The following is a 17,792-nucleotide window of genomic DNA, read 5'->3' on the forward strand; positions in this document are numbered from 1 at the left end:
GGCCGACCCTGCCTCAGTCGCAGTCGCGGCAGATCGGCTGACCGTTCTTCTCGCGGGCCAGCTGGCTGCGGTGGTGCACCAGGAAGCAGCTCATGCAAGTGAACTCGTCCTGCTGCTTGGGCAGCACCCGGACGGCCAGCTCCTCGTTCGAGAGGTCGGCTCCGGGCAGCTCCAGGCCTTCTGCGGCCTCGAACTCGTCTACGTCGACCGACGACGTCGACTTGTCGTTCCGGCGAGCCTTCAGTTCTTCAAGGCTGTCCGAGTCGACGTCGTCGTCGGTCTTGCGTGGGGTGTCGTAATCCGTTGCCATGTCGCTCTCCCCCTCTGGGTGTCTGCGGTGTCTCAGCGCACGTAACGCGTGAGAGGCCGGACTTGTGCCCGACCTGAGGCGGAGATTTTGCCTCACATCAAGGTCTGTTACTCAATCGACACCCAACCGGACTCCTCATGAGTGATCGGCTTGGATGGCGATGCGGACCGTACACGGTCCGAAGGGCCCACTTCAAAGGCGTCCCACCGTGTACTTCCCGTGATCTAGACCCCCGAAAACCCGGATTTTCCCGGCTTTACGGCAGCCTGCGTGACCACGGAGAGTAGATGGCCGGATATTCGCCCTTGTGATCGATCACACACGAGCCTCCCAGATGGGCGACCAGAAGATTCCGCGCAAAGCGAACATCGTCGCGTGTCCGGGACATGTTCTCAGATAGGCAGGGTGACGCGCATCACGAGCCCACCCCCCTCGCGCGGCTCTGCCGCGATATGGCCCCCGTGTGCGCGGGCCACCGACCGGGCGATGGAAAGGCCTAGGCCCACGCCCTTGTCGCTGCCCGTGCGCTCCGTGCGCAGCCGCCGGAAAGGCTCAAAAAGATTGTCGATCTCGTACGCGGGAACCACCGGACCCGTGTTCGTGACCACCAGTACCGCCTGCCCGTGCTGGACCTGCGTCGTGACCTCGACCCAGCCGTCCTCCGGCACGTTGTACCGCACCGCGTTCTGGACGAGGTTCAGGGCGATCCGCTCCAGCAGGACGCCGTTGCCCTGGACGACCGCCGCGGCGCGCTCCCCGCGGATCGCCACCCCCTTGGCCGCGGCCTCGGCGTGCACCTGGTCGACGGCCTGTGTGGCGACCTCGGCGAGGTCCACGGGCTTGCGCTCGACGATCTGGTTGTCGCTGCGGGCGAGCAGCAGCAGGCCCTCGACGAGCTGCTCGCTGCGCTCGTTGGTGGCGAGCAGTGTCTTGCCCAGCTGCTGGAGCTCCATCGGGGCTCCGGGGTCGGACAGGTGCACTTCGAGGAGCGTGCGGTTGATCGCGAGCGGGGTGCGCAGTTCGTGCGAGGCGTTGCCGACGAACCGCTGCTGGGCGGTGAAGGCCCGCTGCAGCCGCTCCAGCATGTCGTCGAAGGTGTCCGCCAGCTCCTTCAGCTCGTCGTCAGGGCCGTCCAGCTCGATCCGCCGGGACAGGTCCGAGCCCGCCACCGCGCGCGCGGTGCGGGTGATCCGGCCGAGCGGCGACAGGACGCGGCCCGCCATCGCGTAGCCGAAGGCGAAGGCGATGATCGCGAGGCCGAGCAGGGCGAGCAGGGAGCGGCTGAGCAGGTCGTCCAGGGCCGTCTGACGCTGTTGGTCGATGCAGTTGCTGATCGCGACGTTGAACTCGTCGAGTGACAGGTTGCCCGCCTGGACTGCGGGGCAGTTGTCGCTGCTCACCTTGATCGCCGTACCGCTGACGATCTTGAAGAGCGGCTCGGCACCCGTGTTCAGCGCCTGCGCCGCGAGCAGATAGATGATCGACAGCAGCATGATGCCGGCGATCAGGAACATGCCGCCGTACAGCAGCGTGAGCCGTATGCGGATCGTCGGGCGCAGCCAGGGGAACGGAGGCTCCGCCCTCCTGGGGTCCCACGTGGGCTTCGGAGGCGCCGCGGGGGGCGCGGGAGTCGTGGCCACCGCGGATCAGATCCGGTAGCCGGAGCCGGGCACGGTGACGATGACCGGAGGTTCCCCGAGCTTGCGGCGCAAGGTCATGACGGTGACGCGGACGACGTTGGTGAAGGGGTCCGTGTTCTCGTCCCAGGCCTTCTCCAGGAGCTGCTCGGCGGAGACGACGGCGCCCTCGCTGCGCAGCAGCACCTCCAGGACGGCGAACTCCTTGGGGGCGAGCTGGACCTCCTTGCCGTCGCGGAAGACCTCGCGCCGGTTGGGGTCGAGCTTGATCCCGGCGCGCTCCAGGACGGGCGGCAGCGGCACGCTCGTACGACGCCCGAGAGCACGCACGCGTGCCGTCAGCTCGCTGAACGCGAACGGCTTGGGGAGGTAGTCGTCGGCGCCGATCTCGAGGCCCTCGACACGGTCGCTGACGTCGCCGGACGCGGTCAGCATCAGCACGCGCGTGGGCATGCCGAGCTCGACGATCTTGCGGCAGACGTCGTCGCCGTGCACGAGCGGGAGGTCGCGGTCGAGGACGACCACGTCGTAGTCGTTGACGCCGATGCGCTCCAGGGCGGCCGCACCGTCGTACACGACGTCGACGGCCATGGCCTCCCGGCGCAGTCCGGTGGCCACCGCATCGGCGAGCAGCTGCTCGTCCTCGACGACGAGTACGCGCACGTCGCTTGTCCTTCCTCTGTCCACCCGCGTAGCGCCTCTTCGGCACACGCGGGCAGGGGGGTCTGTCACGGGTAAGGCCTCCATCCTGCCCTTTTCGGCCATAAACCGGCTGTAAGACGGGTGAGAGGCGCCCGGTACGACGGTCTCGGGCCCCGGGAATGCGAGATTTTCTCTTCGGGTTGAGGTTTCCACGGAAGGGAGCGGGGGGAGGACGGCTTTACACCCCGCGATCACGCTCTGCATGTGGCAAGCCACCTTGTGGTACGTCCAACCGCTTCCGCAGAGCGGGCGTGGGTGTCCGGCACCGTCGCCGCCCAGCCCGGGCAGCGCTGGGCACCCTCTGGAGACGTGATCGCCCCTTCCCAACGGCACACCCCCGTGCCACCGACCCACGACCCAGGACGAGGGGGCGCAGCATGGACGCATTCACCGCAGGACTTCTGCAGCGCATAAGGGCGACCGAGTCCGACCTGACGCGGGCTCGCGAAACAGGCGACGACTTCCTCGCGGAGGTCGAGCAGGCCGAGCTCGAGGACCTGCGCCGCCTTGCCGCCGAGCACGGTGTGGAGGTCGGCGCGTCGCGCGTCTGAGCAGTTCGTACGAGAGCGGGGCCCCGGCATCGATCCAGTGCCGGGGCCCCGCTCCGTTGTTGTGCGTACCGAACTCCGTAGTCGGTGTACGCACCGGGAACAGCGGGTGCTGTACGTACCGAGAACGGCGGGTGACCTCAGTCGTGCCAGGCGCCGAACTCCTCCAGAAGCCGCTGGAGGGGCTCGAAGACGCCCGGGGAGGCCGCGACCGCCAGATCGCCCGCGGGGCGCTCTCCGGGGCGTCCACCGGTCAGGGCGCCCGCCTCACGGGCGATCAGGTCGCCCGCCGCGAGGTCCCAGGGGTGCAGACCGCGCTCGTAGTAGCCGTCGAGGCGGCCCGCGGCGACGTCGCACAGGTCGACGGCCGCCGAACCGCTGCGCCGGATGTCGCGCAGCAGGGGGATCAGCCGGTGGGCGACCTCGGCCTGGTGGACCTTGACCTCGGTCACGTAGTTGAAGCCCGTCGAGACCAGGGCCTGTTCCAGGGGCGGCGACGGGCGGCAGGCCAGCCGGCGCTCGCCGACCCAGGCCCCGGTGGCCCGGGCGCCCCGGCCGCGCACGGCGCTGTAGGTCTCGCCGCGCATCGGTGCCGCGACGACCCCGACGACGGTCTCGCCGTTCTGTTCGGCCGCGATGGACACCGCCCAGGTCGGCAGCCCGTAGAGGTAGTTCACCGTGCCGTCGAGCGGGTCGACGACCCAGCGGATGCCGCTGGTGCCCTCGCTGGAGGCGCCCTCCTCGCCGAGGAAGCCGTCGTGGGGGCGGTGCTGGGAGATCAGGTCGGTGATCAGCTTCTCGGCGGCGATGTCCATCTCGGTGACGACGTCGATCGGGCTGGACTTGGTGGCGGCGACCGTGAGGTCCGCCGGGCGGCCGTCCCGCAGCAGCTCACCGGCGCGGCGGGCGGCGTCGTGGGCGAGCTGGAGCAGTTCGGTGTGCAGGGGCTCGATCAAGGGGCTCCTCAGGCGTACGGGCTGTCGGCGCCCGCGGCGGCGGGCTTGGGGGCGCGGGCCGGGCAGCAGCCCACAGGGCACAGGCCGTGGCTCGCGCCGAGCGCGCCCAGGGCGCAGGGTGTCACCTGCGACCCGTTCTCTGTCGCGGCGCGCTCCAGGACGAGGTCGCGGATCGCCGCGGCGAAGCGGGGGTCGGCGCCCACGGTGGCCGAGCGGCGCACGGGCAGCCCCAGCTCCTCCGCCTTGGCCGTCGCCTCCGTGTCGAGGTCGTACAGCACCTCCATGTGGTCCGAGACGAACCCGATGGGGGCCATCACGACGGCCGGGACCCCGGCCCCGTGGAGCTCCTCCAGGTGGTCGCAGATGTCGGGCTCGAGCCACGGGATGTGCGGGGCTCCGGAGCGCGACTGGTACACGAGCTGCCAGGGGTGCTCGATCCCTGTCTCCTCGCGCACGGCGTCGGCGATCAGCTTCGCCACGTCCAGGTGCTGCCTGACGTAGGCGCCGCCGTCGCCGTGGTCCTCGGCCGGGCCGGAGGTGTCGGCGGCCGCGGTGGGGATGGAGTGCGTGGTGAAGGCGAGGTGCGCGGTCGCCCGTACGTCCTCGGGGAGCTCGGCGAGGGACTTCAGGACGCCCTCGATCATGGGCTCCACGAAGCCGGGGTGGTTGAAGTAGTGCCGCAGCTTGTCGATCTTCGGCAGCTCCAGGCCCTCGGCCTCCAGGGTCGCCAGGGCGCCGGCGAGGTCCTCGCGGTACTGCCGGCAGCCCGAGTACGAGGCGTACGCGCTGGTGGCGAGGACGAGGACACGGCGGCGGCCGTCGGCGATCATCTCGCGCAGCGTGTCGGTCAGGTACGGCGCCCAGTTGCGGTTGCCCCAGTACACGGGCAGGTCCAGGCCGTGGTCCGCGAAGTCCTTACGGAGGGCGTCGAGCAGGGCACGGTTCTGGTCGTTGATCGGGCTGACCCCGCCGAACAGGAAGTAGTGCTGCCCCACTTCCTTCAGCCGTTCCTTGGGGATACCTCTCCCCCGCGTCACGTTCTCCAGGAACGGAACCACGTCGTCCGGGCCTTCGGGGCCGCCGAACGAGAGCAGGAGCAGGGCGTCGTAGGGGGTGGCATCGAGCACATCTGGCATGCGTCCGATCCTGCCATCCGTCGCCGACAGCCGGACAACAGCCACATGACAAGCGGAATCGGGGAGTACCCGAGGGAGTGCATTAGGGTCCCCTAACCCGTAAGCTGTATCGACCATCTACGCGCCTTACCGGAGTCCGACCGCACGCGGTGACCGTGCGGCCGGGCCGAGCCCACCGGAGACCCCTCGTGCCCAGCCCGTACCGCGCCCTGTTCGCCGCCCCCGGCTCCAAGGGCTTCTCCGCCGCGGGCTTCCTCGGCCGGATGCCGCTGTCGATGATGGGCATCGGCGTGGTGACGATGATCTCCCAGCTCACCGGGCGGTACGGGCTCGCGGGCGCGCTGTCGGCGACCATGGCGCTCGCGGCCGCGGTGATGGGCCCGCAGGTCTCCCGGATGGTGGACCGGCACGGCCAGCGGCGGGTGCTGCGCCCCGTCACCCTGTTCGCGCTCGCGGCGGCCGCCGGGCTGCTGCTGGCCGCGCGCTTCGAGTGGCCGGACTGGGTGCTGTTCCTCTGCGCGGCCGGGATCGGCTGCGTCCCGAGCATCGGCGCGATGATCCGTTCCCGCTGGGCGGCCCTCTACGGGGGCACCCCGCAGTTGCACACCGCGTACTCCTTCGAGTCCGTGGTGGACGAGATCTGCTTCATCTTCGGGCCGATCATCTCCATCGGCCTGTCCACGGTGTGGTTCCCGGAGGCCGGCCCGCTGCTCGCCGCCTGCTTCCTGGCGGCGGGCGTCTTCTGGCTGACCTCCCAGCGCGCGACCGAGCCCGTGCCGCACCCGCGTGAGCACCACAGCAGCGGTTCGGCGCTGCGCGCGGCCGGACTCCAGGTCCTGGTGGCCACGTTCGTGGCGACCGGAGCGATCTTCGGGGCCGTGGACGTGGTCACCGTGGCCTTCGCGGAGGAGCAGGGCCACAAGGGTGCCGCGAGCGTGGTTCTGGCCCTGTATGCGGCGGGTTCCTGCGCGGCGGGAGCCGTGTTCGGACTGCTGCACTTCAAGGGGGCGCCCGAACGTCGGTGGCTGCTGGGCATATGCGCCATGGCCGTGAGTATGATCCCCCTGCTACTGGTCGGAAACTTGCCGTTTCTGGCCGTGGCGCTGTTCGTTGCGGGCCTGTCCATCGCTCCCACGATGATCACGACGATGTCCCTCATCGAACAGCACGTACCACGCGCGAAACTGACCGAGGGCATGACCTGGGTGAGCACCGGACTCGCGGTCGGGGTCGCGCTCGGCTCCTCCGTGGCCGGCTGGGTGATCGACGCCGCCGGCGCGAAGGCCGGGTACGGGGTTCCGGCGGTGTCCGGAGCCGTCGCGGTCGCGGTCGGATTCCTCGGGTATCGCCGGCTCAGCAGGCCGGTTCCGCAGCGGGAGGGGACCCATGAGCACCACACTGAGCGGGAAGAGCGGAACGTGGCGTAACTGGGCGGGGAACGTCACCGCCCGTCCCGTACGGGAGGTCACCCCCGCTTCGGTCGAGGAGCTCTCCGCGGCCGTACGCAAGGCGGCCGACGACGGCCTGAGGGTCAAGGCCGTCGGCACCGGGCACTCCTTCACGGCCGCCGCCGCGACCGACGGCGTGTTGATCCGCCCTCAACTGTTGACCGGCATCCGCAACATCGACCGCGAGGCCGGGACCGTCACCGTCGAGGCGGGCACCCCGCTCAAGCGTCTCAATGTGGCTCTCGCGCGCGAGGGGCTGTCGCTCACGAACATGGGCGACATCATGGAGCAGACGGTCTCGGGCGCGACCAGCACCGGAACGCACGGCACGGGCCGCGACTCGGCCTCGATCGCCGTGCAGATCAAGGGACTTGAGCTGGTCACCGCGGACGGTTCGCTCCTCACCTGCTCCGAGGAGAAGAACCCCGATGTCTTCGCGGCGGCACGGGTGGGCATCGGCGCCCTGGGGATCGTCACCGCGATCACCTTCTCCGTAGAGCCCATTTTCCTGCTCACGGCTCGCGAGGAGCCGATGACCTTCGACAAGGTCACCGCCGACTTCGACGAACTCTTCACCGAGAACGAGCACTTCGAGTTCTACTGGTTCCCGCACACCGGCAACTGCAACACCAAGCGCAACAACCGCAGCGCCGGCCCCGAGAAGCCGATCGGGCAGATCGGCGGCTGGATCGAGGACGAGTTCCTCTCCAACGGGGTCTTCCAGGTGGCCAATCTGGTCGGCCGCGCCGCGCCCGCCACCATCCCGACGATCGCGAAGATCTCCAGCCGCGCGCTGTCCGCGCGGACCTACACCGACATTCCCTACAAGGTCTTCACTTCTCCGCGCCGGGTGCGCTTCGTGGAGATGGAGTACGCCGTTCCGCGCGAGGCGCTCGTCGAGACGCTGCGCGAGCTGAAGACGATGGTCGACCGCTCGTCCCTGCGGGTCAGCTTCCCCGTCGAGGTGCGCACGGCCCCCGCGGACGACATCGCGCTCTCCACGGCGTCCGGGCGGGAGAGCGCCTACATCGCCGTCCACATGTTCAGAGGTACGCCCTATCAGGCGTACTTCACCGCCGCCGAGCGGATCTTCAGGGCGCACGAGGGCCGCCCGCACTGGGGCAAGGTGCACACCCGTGACGCGGAGTACTTCTCGAAGGTGTATCCGCGTTTCGGCGAGTTCACGGCACTGAGGGACCGTCTTGACCCGGATCGGCGCTTTGGGAACGACTACTTGCGTCGGGTGCTGGGCTCGTAGGCGAACCGTCCGTGGGCGCCGGGGTGTCGGCCGGCGCCTGCGAAGCGGCACCGGAACTCGGCATCGGCGTAGGGGATGTGGCACGGCCGTCACCCTGAGTGGCGTCGGTGCCGAACCCGCCTTCGGCTCCGGGAGTGCTGTCGGTGGCCGACGGCTCCCTCGAAGAGGATCCGCTCGTAGGGCTCGAAGGCGTCGTACCGGGCTTCGACCGGGAGCCGGAGCCGCTGCCCTTGAGGGCGTCACCGACGGTGGTGCTCGTGCCGGCGCCGCTGAAGCTCTGCCCCGACACCAGCTCGTACGTCGTGATCCCCGCCATCGTGATGCCGAAGACGAGCGCCGCCGCGACCACCGGCCGCTTCCAGCTCTTGACCCGGGCGCGATAGACGGTGCCCTCGGTGAACGCCCCCGGTACCGGAGCCTGCTGGGCCCTCGGCTTCGCCTGGACCGTGACATCGCGGAGCTGTTCGCCGGTGCGCTTGAAGAAGTGCTGGAAGACGGTGCCCCCACAGGTGGCGATCGCGCTGACCACTCCGGCGCCCAGGATCGTCCCGTACACCCCGAAGTAGGAGGCGAGTTTGGCCGCCACCACCGCGGCCACGGCGCTGCCCGCCACTTGCGGAAGGCTCAGGTCCACCCGCCGCCTCCTGGGCGCCCCCTCCTTCGCGCTCTGTTCCTCGCCGGTATCCGACTTCTCACGCATCCCCGGACCTTGCCTGCCTTTCCCGCACTTCTCGACCGCTTGCACGAGAAAGGGACGGACGGGCGAAAAGTTTAGTTCCGTTTCTGGCGATTACGTGAAGTACGACACGTTTCAAGGTCACGAATACGGCACAGTGGACGGCCAACTACCACCCCTCACTAGAAGTTGGGCGGCGTGCCGATCCACGCACATGGCCCGAATGGAGTACTGTTGCGAGCCCTGGGTCCGGACTCCCGCCAGGGTGTCCGGGGCCTGACAGGACCGCCGGGAGGGGGCTCGTTGCACAGGGTGATGGAGTTCGTCACTTAGCGTTGCGAATAGGTAACCGTGCCATAACGGCGATCCCGGGCCCGTGCCCGACACGCCGGGCAACTCGGCAAGGTTGTGGCAGGCTGCACCCGGGCAGGCCACACTCGACTAGCGGAAGCAGCGACGCACGTGACGTCGGCAGGCACCACCCGGGAGGTCCCCATGCCCGAACTGCGTGTCGTGGCCGTCTCTAACGACGGCACACGGCTGGTGCTGAAGGCTGCGGACAGCACGGAGTACACGCTTCCGATTGACGAGCGTCTGCGCGCCGCTGTTCGCGGCGACCGTCCCCGCCTCGGCCAGATCGAGATCGAGGTGGAGAGCCATCTCCGCCCCCGAGACATCCAGGCGCGGATACGTGCCGGCGCCTCCGCGGAGGAAGTCGCCCAGCTCGCGGGAATCCCCGTCGACCGGGTGCGTCGCTTCGAGGGCCCCGTGCTCGCCGAGCGTGCCTTCATGGCCGAGCGCGCCCGGAAGACTCCTGTCCGCCGCCCCGGTGAGAACGCCGGACCCCAGCTCGGTGAGGCCGTCCAGGAACGGCTGCTGATCCGGGGTGCCGAGAAGGACACCGTCCAGTGGGACTCGTGGCGTCGTGACGACGGCACGTGGGAAGTGCTGTTGGTCTACCGGGTCGCGGGCGAGCCGCACTCGGCGAGCTGGACGTACGACCCGCCCCGGCGGCTCGTCCAGGCCGTCGACGACGAGGCGCGCTCGCTGATCGGCGAGTCCGACGACCTCGCGGCGCCCGAGCCGAGCTTCCCGTTCGTCCCGCGTATCGCACGGCTGCCGCGCGACCGCCCGCTGGACCGTGCCCTGGACCGGCAGATGGAGCGCCCGAGCCTGCCCGGGCCCTCCCCCGAGCCGGTCGAGGAGAGCGTGAGCGACCGCGACTCGCTCACCAGCCTCCTGGAAGCGGTGCCCAGCTTCCGGGGCGACATGGTGGTGCCCGAGCGGGCCGCCACCACGGAGCTCCCGGCGACGGAGGAGCCGCCCACCGAGCCCGAGGCGGAGGAGCCCCCGGCCCCCGCGGCCTCGGCCGGTGCCGGTTCCGCCTACGCGGACGTGCTCATGCCCCGCTCGGTCGGCAGCCACCGCGACCGTCTCGTCGGCGCGACCGACCGCCAGGCCGAGGCCGACGGTGTCCGACCGGGCCGCAGAGCGGCGGTCCCGAGCTGGGACGAGATCGTCTTCGGGACGCGACGGAAGAAGCAGGACTAGTCAGTTGTATGACATCGGGGCCCGCGCCACGCCGGAGCGGGCCCCTTTGCCGTTACTGGGGGTCGGGGCCCACCGCGACCGGACGGCTGCCGTCCCGCGACCACTCCGACCAGGAACCCACGTACAGCGCGGCCGGGATGCCCGCGACGGCGAGCGCCAGCACCTCGTGGGCGGCGGAGACGCCCGAACCGCAGTAGACGCCGACCTCCGAAGTGCCGGTCACACCGAGGGACTTGAAGCGCTCCGCGAGCTCGCCCGATGGCCGGAACTCGCCGGTCTCCGTGACGTTCTCCGTGGTCGGCGCCGAGACAGCGCCCGGGATGTGTCCGCCCACGGGGTCGATCGGCTCGACCTCGCCCCGATAGCGCTCACCGGCCCGGGCGTCGAGCAGCAGCCCCGTGCGGGCGAGCGCGGCGGCCCCGTCCGCGTCCAGCAGCGGCCGGGCGCCCGCGGCCGGTTCGAAGGTTCCGCGGGCGGGCTCGGGGATCTCCGAGGACACCGGCCCGCTCCAGGCGGCCAGCCCGCCGTCAAGTACGCGCACCGACGGATGCCCCGTCCAGCCCAGCAGCCACCAGGCCCGCGCGGCGGCCCACCCCACGCCACCGTCGTACACGACGACATCCCGGTCCGCGGAAACCCCGGCGGTTCGCATCGCCTCGCCGAAGACCTCCAGGTCGGGCAGCGGATGACGGCCGCCCGCGCCCGGCTCCCCGGCCAGTTCGGCATCCAGGTCGACGAAGACCGCGCCGGGGATGTGCCCGGCCGCGTAGGCGGCCCGGCCGTCGAAGGGGACGGCTCCGGCGGCCGTCGCCATGGAGAGCTGCCAGCGGATGTCGAGCAGGACCGGCGGGTTCGGTCCCGCCAGGTCGCTCGCGAGTTCGGATGCGGAGATGATGGCATTCATAGCCACCATCCTTGCGTACGGGGTGGCCCCGGCGTCCAGGTCCGGCTACTCTGCTCGGCCGGACAGGTCCGATCACCGGGCGTACGGGATCGGGCACATGCTGTACAGCCGATGGACACCCCCCGGCAATCGCGCGGAAACGGATGGGAAACGGCACATCGGGCATTCTCCGGCAGTGGACCGCTACACGATGACGCCGCCGGGGCGCGCAGGGTGACGGGTGGTGCGAGCATCGGCACGGGGCGTGCACGCGCGCGATTGCGGTACGCGTGTTGGTAGGCGGACGGTGAACGGCCACCGCGAGGGGCCGAGAAGAGAGTGACGATGACCGAGGCACGGGAGTCGGCCGACCCGAACGGCACCACGAACGCTCGGCACGCACCCGGTGTGCCCTGCTGGGTGAGCCTGATGGTGCACGGGATGGCCACGACCCAGGAGTTCTACGGAGAGCTGTTCGGCTGGGAGTTCCAGCCGGGCCCACGGCAGCTCGGCCCGTATGCGCGGGCCCTGCTCGACGGCCACGAGGTGGCGGGAATCGGACAGATGCCGCCCGACCGGCATCTGCCGATCGCCTGGACGCCGTATTTCGCCTCGGAGGACGTGAACCACACCGCCGAGTCGGTACGGCACTGCGGCGGCACCGTGGGCGTGGGTCCCCTGGACGCCGGAGAGGCCGGGCGGCTGCTGATCGCCTCGGACCCCACGGGCGCCGTCTTCGGGGTCTGGCAGGCGGCGGCCCATCTGGGCACAGCGCTCCACGGGGTGCACGGCACCCCCGCCTGGATCGAGTTGGTGACCCGCGACACCGAGAGCGTCGTCAAGTTCTACCAGGGGGTCTTCGGACACGAGCCGGAGCCGGTGGTCTCGGCCGACTTCGACTACATGACCCTGCACATCGACGGCCGCCCGGTGGCAGGCATTCACGGCGTCGGCCACGGCCTGCCCCGCGACCGCGGCGCGCACTGGCTGACGTACTTCGAGGTCGCGGACGTGGACGAGGCCGTCGCCCAGGCCACCGACCTCGGCGGACACCTCCTCAAGGCGGCCCACGACTCGCCCTACGGACGGGTGGCCACGGTGGCGGACCCGGAGGGCGCGGTGTTCTCGGTGATCCGCTCCGAGCGATGATCCACGCCGCGCGCTGAGAGTCAGGCGGAGGCGATCGGCAGTACGTCGGGCGAGAGGGCGCTCGCGCGGGCCGTCGCCGCCGTCATCCGGCGCCGGTGGTGTCGACGGCACAGGACCTCGTAGCCGATGTCCTCCGCCTGATTGACGTCGCCGACGACCACCTGGGCGCCCTCGACGACCATTTCGCCGCCTATCGTGCGGGCGTTGTGGGTGGCGCGGGCGCCGCACCAGCACAGGGCCTCGACCTGGAGGACCTCGACCCGGTCGGCGAGCTCCACGAGGCGCTGGGAGCCCGGGAAGAGCTTGGAGCGGAAGTCGGTGGTGATGCCGAAGGCGAAGACGTCGATGCCCAGGTCGTCGACCACCCGGGCCAGTTGGTCGATCTGTCCGGGGGCCAGGAACTGGGCCTCGTCCGCGATCACGTAGTCCGCCCGGCCGCCCTGGGAGAGGTGGCCGACGAGATACGCGTACAGGTCCTGGTCGTCCGCGACCTCCACGGCGTCCGTGACCAGGCCGAGGCGCGAGGAGAGCTTGCCCTCTCCCGCGCGGTCGTCACGCGTGAAGATCATGCCCTGCAGGCCCCGGGCCGAGCGGTTGTGCTCGATCTGGAGAGCCAGCGTCGACTTCCCGCAGTCCATCGTTCCGGAGAAGAACACCAGCTCGGGCATGGGGAGTTGAGCACCTTTCGACAAGAAGGGAGACGGGCGGAGGGGAACGGGCGGGGAGGGATCAGGTACGTACTTCCAGGAGCGGAACGTGCTGCTCCACCGGTGCCATCGAACCGTGGTTGCCGACCATCGCCGACTCCTTCGGCTCCCGCTCGGTCGCGACGATCAGGACGTCGTCGCAGGCCGCCGCCACGACGTCGCCGATCCGGGCGTACACCCGTTCGTCGACCTGCGGCCCGAACCAGCCCGCCGCGATCGCCTCGTCGCGCGAAGCCACCCAGAACTGCTCACCGAGCACCTCGCGCCAGCAGGTCAGGACGTCCGCCTCGGCACCCGGAACGGCGTACACGTGCCGGGCCCGGGCCTCGCCGCCCAGCAGGGCGACTCCCGCGCGCAGCTCCCAGTCCTCGTCGAAGTCGATGCGGTGCTGCTCGTCGAAGGGGATGTCGATCATGCCGTGGTCGGCGGTGATGTACAGCGCCGCGCGCGGCGGCAGTTGCTCCGCGAGGCGCTGGACCAGGCGGTCGACGTACATCAGCTGGCCGCGCCAGGGGTCGGAGTCGACGCCGAAGCGGTGGCCCTTGCCGTCCACCTCGGCGTAGTAGGTGTACACCAACGAGCGGTCACCGGCGGCCAGTTGTTCGGCCGCGAGGTCCATGCGCTCCTCGCCGGACAGCCGCCCGTGGAACGTTCCGCCGCTCAGGGCGATCTTCGTGAGCGGAGTGTTCTGGAAGGTCGGGGACGAGACCTGGGCCGTGTGCACACCCGCCGCGTCCGCGAGCTGGAAGACGGTGGGGTACGGCTGCCAGGCGCGGGGTTCCGTCCAGGGACTCCAGCGCAGCTGGTTCATCAGCTCGCCGGTCCTCGGGTTGCGCACGGTGTAGCCGGGCAGGCCGTGCGCGCCGGGCGGCAGGCCCGTGCCGACGGAGGCCAGGGAGCTCGCGGTGGTCGCCGGGTAGCCGGCGGTGATCGGGCGGCCGGTGCCGCCGCGCGAGCTCCCGAGGAGGGAGCTCATGAAGGGGGCCTCGTCCGGGTGCGCCTTCAGCTGCTCCCAGCCGAGACCGTCGATCAGGAAGACGCAGTTCCGGTCGGCCCCGGTCAGCTCCGGTATGGCGGTGGTCATGCCGGGGACGCCCATGCCGGTGGCGAGCGTGGGCAGCAGATCGGCGAGCGAGCCCGCGCCGTACTCGGGGACGGGCGCGGAGTCGATGGCCAGCGGTTCCGGGTGGTCCCAGGTGGGCAGTGCCATCAGCGGGTGATGTCCGCGGTCGCCTCGGAGAGGGACTGCGCGAAGGCGAGGGCCTGGCGCACCGTCTCCGGGCCGTCCCCGGCCTCGCTGACGCGCAGGCTCAGGTCGTCCGCCGTCGAGTTGCCCGTGTAGCCGTGGTCGGCCTCGCAGTTGGGGTCGCCGCAGGCCGCGGGCTCCAGGTCGATGCGGGAGACCGCGCCCCAGCCGATGGTCAGGACGACCTCGCGGGGCAGCGTGCCCGGTGTGTACGACTCCGGGTTGGCGACGACCCGGCTGACGACGACCGACGAGATCCGGCCGAGTTTCACGGACTCGGTCGAGGTCGTGGCGTACGGCGTCGGCGAGGTCGTGTCCGCGTTCTGCTCGTCGGTGTGGCTCACGATGAAGCGGTTGCCGGTGAGGACGAGCACGGTCACGTGCCGGCGCACCTCGTTGGCGTCGAACGTCGTCTCCTGGTGGACCAGGTACGACCGGATGGTCTCGCCGCCGATCGCGGCCTCCACCGCCTCGGCCACGAGGGCCGGGTAGTAGCCGCTGCGCTCGATCGCCGCTCGCAGCCCCTGGGTCGTCGTACTGGTCTTGGCCATGACGTCCATCCTACGGTGGCCCACTGACTGCGAGGCACCGCTCGCGGGTGTCTGTCGTGGACGGATCAGAACGAATCGTGGACGGCGGCGGGCGCCGGAACGGCTCGGACGACGGGACCCGTACGGCTCAGACGACGGGAAGCGTGCGGGGACCGAGGTCGTCGCGGACGGGGGCGCGGGCCAGCCGCACGGTGGCGCCGAGCACGCTCAGGCCCCTCGGAGCGACGACCACCGGCTCCAGGGAGACGGCGACGACCTCCGGGTGGTCGTCGACCAGCCGCGAGACGCGCAGCATCAGCTCTTCCAGGGCCACGGTGTCGACCGGTGCCGAGCCTCGCCAGCCGAACAGGAGCGGCGCCGTCCGGATCGACCGGACCAGCGAGCTCGCGTCCCGGTCGGTGACCGGAACCAGCCGGTGGGCCGTGTCCCCGAGCAGCTCCGACGCGGCTCCGGCCAGGCCGAACGAGAGCACCGCTCCGGCCGCCGGGTCGATGACGGCCCGTACGACCGTGTCGACCCCGCGCGGCGCCATACTCTGCACGACCGGACGCAGCACCTCCGGCGTTCCGAAGAGGTCGGTCAACTCCGTGTACGCCCTCCTCAGTTGCGCCTCGTCCGTCAGATCCAGGCGTACGCCGCCCAGGTCGGCGCGGTGTCTGAGGTGCGGGGCGGTGGTCTTGAGGGCCACGGGGTAGCCGAGGGTGCGCGCGGCCGCGGCCGCCTCCTCGGGTGTCGGCGCCGGCAGAGCCCGGTGTACGTCGATGCCGTACCGCCCGAGCAGCACGCAGGCGTCCTCGGGGCCGAGCGTCAGTCCCGAGCCCCGGGAGAGCAGCTCGTCGATCTGCTCGGCGGCGCCCTTCTCGTCGATGTCCTCGTACTCGGGGACCTTTCCGGGGTCGGCCACCTCGCGCCGCCACTGGGCGTACTTCACGGCCTCGCCGAGGGCGCGGACGGCGCGCTCGGCGGCCGGGTAGGCCGGGATGAGCCGGGGGCTCGCCTCCGGGGGACCGCTCACCACGGTGGCCGGGCGTTCGGCGGGGCGGGGTGTCTGCGCACCCGGTGCGGTGGACGCCGTCTGTGGTGCGGTGCTGGCCGCCGCCGACAGGGCCTCCGCGAGCCCGCCGAGCTCGACGTGCACCACGAGCACCGGCTTCGCCGGGGCCGAGGCCGAGGCCGATCGCAGGGCCTTTGCCAGGGCCGCGTCCTGGGCCGACGTCTCCCCCACCGCCGGTATGGCGGTCACCACCACGGCGTCGCACCTGTCATCGGCGAGGGCTTTCGTCAGCGCCCTGTGGAAGTCCTCCGCCGAAGCCGCCGTGGTCAGATCCAGCGGAGGAAGCGGTCGCAGTCCTTCGGCGAGGCACGCGTCGAACGTCAGCAGCCCCAGGGATTCCGAGTTGCCGAGGATCGCCACCCGGGGTCCCGCGGGGAGCGGCTGGCGGGCCAGTAGCAGCCCCGCGTCGACCAGCTCGGTGATCGTGTCGACCCGAATCACCCCGGCCTGCCGCAGCAGCGCGGACACGGTGGCGTGCGGCAGCCGGGTGGCCCGTACGGCATGCCCCTGGGGAGCGGCGGCGTGCCGCGCGCCCTGGACCACGACCAGCGGCTTGGCCGCCGCCGTCCGCCGGGCGAGCCGGGTGAACTTGCGCGGGTTGCCGATGGATTCGAGGTACATCAGGGCGACGTCGGTGTCCGGGTCGTCGTACCAGTACTGGAGTACGTCGTTGCCGGACACGTCCGCCCGGTTCCCGGAGGAGACGAAGGTGGACACTCCGGTCACGCCGGTGACGCCGCCGCCGCGCCGGTGCAGCCGGGAGAGCAGGGCGATCCCGATCGCGCCGGACTGGGCGAACAGGCCTATCCGCCCGGGGCGCGGCATCTCGGGCGCGAGCGAGGCGTTGAGGCGCACCTCGGGGGAGGTGTTGATGACCCCGAAGGCGTTCGGTCCGATGATGCGCATCCCGTACGTACGGGCCTGGCGGACGAGTGCACGCTGGCGCTCGCGTCCGGCGGGGCCGCTCTCGGCGTACCCGGCGGAGACGACCACGAGGCCCTGCACCCCGTGCTCGCCGCACTCCGCGACGACTTCGGGGACGTACGGCGCGGGCACGGCGACGACCGCGAGGTCGACGGGCTCGGCGATGTCACGGACGGAGCGGTGGGCCGGGACGCCGTCGAGCTCCTTCTCCTGGAGTGCCTTGTTCACGGCGTGCAGGCGCCCGGTGAACCCGGCCTCGCGCAGGTTGTCGAGGACGCTGCGTCCCACCCCGCCGGGGGTGCGGCCCGCTCCGATGACAGCGACCGAGCCGGGCGCGAGCAGTCGCTGCACGGACCGCGCCTCGGCGCGCTGCTCCCGCGCGCGCTGCACGGCGAGCGAGCGGTCGGTGGGTTCGAGGTCGAACTCCAGGCGTACGACGCCGTCCTCGAAGTGCCGCTTCTGCTGGTACCCGGCGTCCGTGAACACCTTGATCATCTTGGTGTTGGCGGGCAGTACCTCGGCGGCGAAACGGCGGATGTCCCGCTCCCTGGCGACGGCCGCGATGTGCTCCAGGAGGGCCGAGGCGACGCCGCGGCCCTGGTGGGCGTCCTGCACGAGGAAGGCGACCTCGGCCTCGTCGGCGGGCGCGGAGGCGGCCCGACCATCGGCATTAATACGGTCATAGCGTACGGTGGCGATGAACTCGCCGCCGACCGTGGCCGCGAGCCCCACCCTGTCCACAAAGTCGTGGTGCGTGAAGCGGTGGACATCCTTGGCGGACAGGCGCGGGTAGGGCGCGAAGAAGCGGTAGTACTTCGACTCGTCCGACACCTGCTCGTAGAAGCTCACCAGCCGCTCGGCGTCGTCGACGGTGATGGGCCTGATGCGGGCGGTGCCGCCGTCGCGCAGCACCACGTCGGCCTCCCAGTGGGAGGGGTACTCGTGCCGGTCCGACGAGGTCTGCATGGGCCCCAGAGTACGGCTCGCGTCCGACAACGGCGCGAGGCAGGCTAGGGGCACCGAAGTCGGATCCAGGCCGGGATCCGACGCGGAGTC

Annotated in this window: 16 protein-coding genes; 5 read left to right on the plus strand and 11 right to left on the minus strand. The window is 70.9% G+C overall.

All coding sequences use genetic code 11. The features are described 5' to 3' along the window. Nucleotides 1-13: 13 nt before the first annotated feature. The 3 genes from ACFZDJ_RS42555 to ACFZDJ_RS42565 all read right to left on the minus strand — a co-directional run bounded on the left by ACFZDJ_RS42555 (nt 14) and on the right by ACFZDJ_RS42565 (nt 2,610). A complete protein-coding gene (locus ACFZDJ_RS42555) occupies nt 14-310 on the minus strand; it encodes a DUF4193 domain-containing protein (RefSeq protein ID WP_003997302.1) in 297 nt (98 codons plus the stop codon). A 392-nt stretch (nt 311-702) separates the two neighbouring features. After that, nucleotides 703-1,950, minus strand: a complete 1,248-nt coding sequence (locus ACFZDJ_RS42560) for an ATP-binding protein (RefSeq protein WP_390936318.1) — start codon at nt 1,948-1,950, stop codon at nt 703-705. A gap of 6 nt (nt 1,951-1,956) precedes the next feature. Then, nucleotides 1,957-2,610, minus strand: a complete 654-nt coding sequence (locus tag ACFZDJ_RS42565; protein WP_010983842.1) for a response regulator transcription factor — start codon at nt 2,608-2,610, stop codon at nt 1,957-1,959. Nucleotides 2,611-3,026: 416 nt separating this feature from the next. On the opposite strand from ACFZDJ_RS42565, the gene ACFZDJ_RS42570 reads away from it, so the two are divergent. Then, entirely contained in the window at nt 3,027-3,200 is a 174-nt protein-coding gene (locus ACFZDJ_RS42570; protein WP_165854003.1) for a hypothetical protein, read from the plus strand. 137 nt (nt 3,201-3,337) lie between these two features. Here the strand turns inward: ACFZDJ_RS42570 and ACFZDJ_RS42575 are convergent, their stop codons facing one another. Both ACFZDJ_RS42575 and ACFZDJ_RS42580 read right to left on the minus strand, forming a co-directional pair. Further along, nucleotides 3,338-4,153, minus strand: coding sequence for an inositol monophosphatase family protein (locus ACFZDJ_RS42575; protein ID WP_390936321.1), 816 nt, complete (start codon nt 4,151-4,153; stop codon nt 3,338-3,340). Nucleotides 4,154-4,161: 8 nt separating this feature from the next. Continuing rightward, entirely contained in the window at nt 4,162-5,289 is a 1,128-nt protein-coding gene (locus ACFZDJ_RS42580) for a ferrochelatase (protein WP_391067391.1), read from the minus strand. Nucleotides 5,290-5,477: 188 nt separating this feature from the next. Here ACFZDJ_RS42580 and ACFZDJ_RS42585 point away from each other — a divergent pair, with 188 nt between their 5' ends. Both ACFZDJ_RS42585 and ACFZDJ_RS42590 read left to right on the plus strand, forming a co-directional pair. Further along, nucleotides 5,478-6,716 (plus strand): MFS transporter, encoded by a 1,239-nt coding sequence (locus ACFZDJ_RS42585; RefSeq protein WP_390936325.1) that lies wholly within the window; start codon nt 5,478-5,480, stop codon nt 6,714-6,716. Beyond that, complete coding sequence (locus ACFZDJ_RS42590) at nt 6,676-7,995, plus strand: D-arabinono-1,4-lactone oxidase (protein WP_391067394.1); 1,320 nt, start codon at nt 6,676-6,678, stop codon at nt 7,993-7,995. Before ACFZDJ_RS42585 ends, ACFZDJ_RS42590 begins: the two co-directional genes overlap by 41 nt. Here the strand turns inward: ACFZDJ_RS42590 and ACFZDJ_RS42595 are convergent. Then, entirely contained in the window at nt 7,919-8,695 is a 777-nt protein-coding gene (locus tag ACFZDJ_RS42595; RefSeq protein ID WP_391067397.1) for a hypothetical protein, read from the minus strand. The genes ACFZDJ_RS42590 and ACFZDJ_RS42595 overlap by 77 nt on opposite strands. Nucleotides 8,696-9,166: 471 nt before the next feature. Here ACFZDJ_RS42595 and sepH point away from each other — a divergent pair, with 471 nt between their 5' ends. Further along, entirely contained in the window at nt 9,167-10,222 is a 1,056-nt protein-coding gene (sepH, locus tag ACFZDJ_RS42600) for a septation protein SepH (protein ID WP_385381390.1), read from the plus strand. 52 nt (nt 10,223-10,274) lie between these two features. Here the strand turns inward: sepH and ACFZDJ_RS42605 are convergent, their stop codons facing one another. Further along, nucleotides 10,275-11,126: a rhodanese-like domain-containing protein gene (locus ACFZDJ_RS42605; protein ID WP_391067400.1), complete on the minus strand. Its 852-nt coding sequence runs from the start codon at nt 11,124-11,126 to the stop codon at nt 10,275-10,277. A gap of 324 nt (nt 11,127-11,450) precedes the next feature. On the opposite strand from ACFZDJ_RS42605, the gene ACFZDJ_RS42610 reads away from it, so the two are divergent. Then, entirely contained in the window at nt 11,451-12,254 is an 804-nt protein-coding gene (locus ACFZDJ_RS42610) for a VOC family protein (protein ID WP_391067402.1), read from the plus strand. A gap of 20 nt (nt 12,255-12,274) precedes the next feature. Here the strand turns inward: ACFZDJ_RS42610 and ACFZDJ_RS42615 are convergent, their stop codons facing one another. The 4 genes from ACFZDJ_RS42615 to ACFZDJ_RS42630 all read right to left on the minus strand — a co-directional run bounded on the left by ACFZDJ_RS42615 (nt 12,275) and on the right by ACFZDJ_RS42630 (nt 17,702). After that, complete coding sequence (locus ACFZDJ_RS42615) at nt 12,275-12,922, minus strand: thymidine kinase (RefSeq protein ID WP_390936336.1); 648 nt, start codon at nt 12,920-12,922, stop codon at nt 12,275-12,277. A gap of 61 nt (nt 12,923-12,983) precedes the next feature. Beyond that, complete coding sequence (locus ACFZDJ_RS42620) at nt 12,984-14,171, minus strand: alkaline phosphatase family protein (protein WP_168511928.1); 1,188 nt, start codon at nt 14,169-14,171, stop codon at nt 12,984-12,986. Then, the gene (locus ACFZDJ_RS42625; RefSeq protein WP_211118828.1) at nt 14,171-14,758 is read right to left on the minus strand and encodes a DUF5998 family protein; all 588 of its coding nucleotides are present in this window, start codon (nt 14,756-14,758) and stop codon (nt 14,171-14,173) included. Before ACFZDJ_RS42625 ends, ACFZDJ_RS42620 begins: the two co-directional genes overlap by 1 nt. A gap of 127 nt (nt 14,759-14,885) precedes the next feature. Further along, the gene (locus ACFZDJ_RS42630) at nt 14,886-17,702 is read right to left on the minus strand and encodes a GNAT family N-acetyltransferase (RefSeq protein WP_391067405.1); all 2,817 of its coding nucleotides are present in this window, start codon (nt 17,700-17,702) and stop codon (nt 14,886-14,888) included. Between the last annotated feature and the right edge of the window lie 90 nt (nt 17,703-17,792).

The sequence above is a fragment of the Streptomyces sp. NPDC007896 genome (genome assembly GCF_042959425.1).
Classification (GTDB): Bacteria; Actinomycetota; Actinomycetes; order Streptomycetales; family Streptomycetaceae; genus Streptomyces.